This is a genomic window from Myxococcus sp. AB025B (assembly GCF_006518215.1).
Lineage (GTDB): Bacteria > Myxococcota > Myxococcia > Myxococcales > Myxococcaceae > Myxococcus > Myxococcus fulvus.
This window is the reverse complement of sequence record NZ_SRLW01000538.1, coordinates 1-3,107: the sequence shown is the minus strand read 5'-3', so window position 1 is coordinate 3,107 and position 3,107 is coordinate 1. Positions and strand designations below refer to the sequence as shown.

Sequence of the window (3,107 nt, the reverse complement as noted above, 5' to 3'; positions counted from 1 at the left end):
GGCCCCGCCCGCGTGGAGGTCCGCGTCAACGGCGAGGTGAAGCGTCGCATGAGCGTCGAGGTCGAAGCAGGCCGTCGTGTCGCCGTCCGGGTGCGCTGAACGCCCCTCGTTCCCCGCACCGCTCCCCATTCCGAATGTCTGACGAGGGCCTTGGGACGCCCACGCCCCGTCATTGCCTGGAGGTCCCCATGGTCCGCCGTCATCGGCTCCGCCCCGGTCTGCTCTCGCTGCTCTTGTGCGCAGCTCCCGCCCTCGCCCAGTGGGAGGAGCCCGAGCCCCCGTCCGAGCCCGCGCCCGAGGCCCGCGCGCAGGAGGAGCTGCCGCTGGACGGGGAGTCGGACGTGCACAGCCAGGTGGCCTCGTTCGCCATCACCCGGCTGCGCGACTCGCCCGCGGTGGTGACGTCGCTGACGGCGGAGGAGATTCGCGACTCGGGCGCGCGCGACCTGATGGACGTGCTGCTCCAGGTGCCGGGCTTCTTCTTCGGCGTGGACACGCAGGGCACGGTGGGGCCGGGCTTCCGCGGCCTGTGGGGTTACGAGGGCAAGGTGCTGCTCGTCGTCGACGGCAAGGAGCTCAACGAGCAGCTCTACTCGACGATGCAGCTGGGCAACGAGCTGCCGGTGGAGCTCATCGAGCGCATCGAGGTGGTGCGCGGCCCCGGCTCGGTCATCTACGGCGGCAACGCGGAGCTGGCCGTCATCAACGTCATCACCCGCGGCGTACAGGGCAGCTCGGACCTGATGGTGTCGGGCACCTATGGCCAGCTGGAGTCGGTCAACGGGCGGCGCAGCCTCACGCTGTCGGGCCGCAAGGTGTTCGAGTCCGCGCCGGGCCTGAGCGTCTTCGCCTCCGCGTCGCTGGGCCAGGGGCAGCGCAGCGACGGGCGCTTCGAGGACTTCTTCGGCAACACCGCGCAGCTGGGCGGCAACACGAAGCTGGACCCGACGACGGTGCAGGCGGGCGTGGGCTACCGGGACCTGCAGTTGAGCGTGCTGTACCAGCGCTTCGCCACGTCGGCCATCGTCGCCTTCGACGAGGTGCTGGACGCGCCCGCGGCCACCGACTTCGAGTCCTTCCACGCGGAGCTGAGCAACCGCTTCCGCCCGAGCGAGCGGCTTGAAATCATCCCCCGCTTCAACCTGACGCTCGCCGAGCCGTTCCGCGACACGGACCAGGGCTCGGAGTTCTATTACGAGAAGCGGGTGATGCGGCTGCGCGGCCGGACGATGGCGCGCTGGGCGGCGCTGGACTACCTGCAGCTCACCGGCGGCGTGGACGTGGCGTCGGACCAGGGACGGCTGGAGGGGCCCGCGGACGTGGGACTGCAGACGGCCTTCGGCGCGGACGGCGCGACGAGCGTCTCCTATCTGAACGTCGCGGGCTTCGTGGAGGCGTTCTCGGAGAACCCCATCGCCACCGTGGTCGCGGGCGCGCGGTACGAGAACCACAGCGCCTTCGGCAGCTCCTTCGTGCCGCGGCTGGTGCTCCTGCGCGCCTTCGGTCCGTTCAGCGGCAAGGCGCTGTTCAGCCGCGCCTTCCGCGCGCCGGGCATCGAGAACATCAGCCTGGGCGCGGACGTGAAGCCCGAGCGCACCACCGTGTACGAGCTGGAGGGCACGCTGCGCCTGGGCGAGGGCCACGCGCTGAGCGCCAACGCCTTCGACGTGGGCGTCTCCGACCCCATCATCTACTCGTACGACGCGGTGACGAACGAGGAGGCCTACCGCAACCTGGGGCGGCTCGGCAGCCGGGGCGTGGAGCTGGACTACCACCTGAAGGGGAGCTGGGGACGGGTGGCGCTGAGCTACTCGTTCTACGCGCCCTCGGGCCGCAACGACGTGGCCGACTACCAGGTGCCCGGACACTCCAACGCGTTCACCGGGATGCCCACGCACAAGGCCTCGCTGTCCGGCAGCCTGAAGCTCAAGCCGTGGCTGTCGGTGAACCCGACGGCGGTGCTGGTGGGACGGCGCTTCGCGGTGGACGTGCCGGATGACCAGGGCCGCTCGGCCGTGGAGGAGCTGCCGACGCAGCTGCTGCTCAACCTCTACGTGCGCGCGCGGGATGTGCTCACGCCAGGGCTGGAGGTGGGCGCGGGCGTCTACAACATCCTCGGGACGAACTTCCGCATCGCCCAGCCGTACAACGGCGGCCATGCGCCGCTGCCCGTGTTCTCGCGCGAGTTCCTCGTCCGCCTGAGCTACCTGTTCGACCCGGCGCTGAGCGAGCCGTGACTAGGGATGCAGCTCCAGCACGATGTCCCGCGTCGCCAGCCACACGCCTGCGGGCGAGCGTGACAGCTTGAGGATGCCGCTGCCGCCGCGCAGCTCCTGCTTCGCGCGGTACTCCGCCGTCACGCCGTACTCGCCGTCGAACACGGCGTCATCGACGTGGTACGGAGCGCGGCCGGGCTCGCCGAGGAACAGGTGCACGTGGGCGGGCATCGAACCGTCCGGATAGGGCGCGGGCTTGATGGTGTCGAACGTGTAGCCACCGTCCTGCCCCGTCCGCGCCCACCCTCGCAGCCGGCCGTGACGGCGGCTCCACGGCGTCTCCCTGCCGCCGTTCGCGTACAGCCCCTGCGCGTTGGTGTGATGGGCATAGACGATGACACCCGCCACGGGGGCTTTCGTGCGCGGGTTCAGCACCCGCCCCGTGAGCACCATCCGCTCGCCCGGCTCCGTCGCGGAGGCCAGTTGGACGCGGGACGTCATCGACTCCGGTGCGCGCTCGGCCACCGCTTCACAGCCCTCGCACGCGTAGAGGTCCGGCCGAGCCCGGGGCACCGCCCCACCCGCCTCCGCGCAGGCGCCCACCACCGCGCCGGCCGCGCAGGCGCCCATCCCCACCAGGACTTCACGTCGCTTCATGGCTCGCATGGACCTCCACAACGGAGGAGCGGGGCCTGGATTCCCGGGGGCCGGGCGCCTTGCTGAAGACACTCGATGCGGCGCGGATTTAACTCGGTTTAATTCATCCGACGACGCGCGGGCCGCGACACTTCCGTTGAAAGTTTTCAACGCGAGGTCGCGCGAAATGTCCCGGATTCCGTCCAACCCGTCCCCGTCGTTCGTTCCCACGCCGCCCCCCGAGGCCGAGGCCTG

2 protein-coding genes are annotated in these 3,107 nt (G+C 70.7%); one reads left to right on the top strand and one right to left on the bottom strand.

The window, feature by feature from the left end:
* Positions 1-188: 188 nt before the first annotated feature.
* A complete protein-coding gene (locus FL311_RS42210; RefSeq protein ID WP_141333256.1) occupies positions 189-2,237 on the top strand; it encodes a TonB-dependent siderophore receptor in 2,049 nt (682 codons plus the stop codon).
* Here the strand turns inward: FL311_RS42210 and FL311_RS42205 are convergent, their stop codons facing one another.
* Positions 2,238-2,873 carry an intradiol ring-cleavage dioxygenase gene (locus FL311_RS42205; protein ID WP_194869622.1) on the bottom strand — a complete coding sequence of 212 codons (636 nt, stop codon included), beginning with the start codon at positions 2,871-2,873 and terminating at the stop codon, positions 2,238-2,240. It lies immediately after the preceding gene.
* Positions 2,874-3,107: the final 234 nt, after the last annotated feature.

Excerpts from the sequence above, each read along its gene's own strand:
- FL311_RS42210 (WP_141333256.1), top strand. The coding sequence starts at position 189 with ATGGTCCGCCGTCATCGGCTCCGCCCCGGTCTGCTCTCGCTGCTCTTG.
- FL311_RS42205 (WP_194869622.1), bottom strand. The coding sequence starts at position 2,873 with ATGAAGCGACGTGAAGTCCTGGTGGGGATGGGCGCCTGCGCGGCCGGC.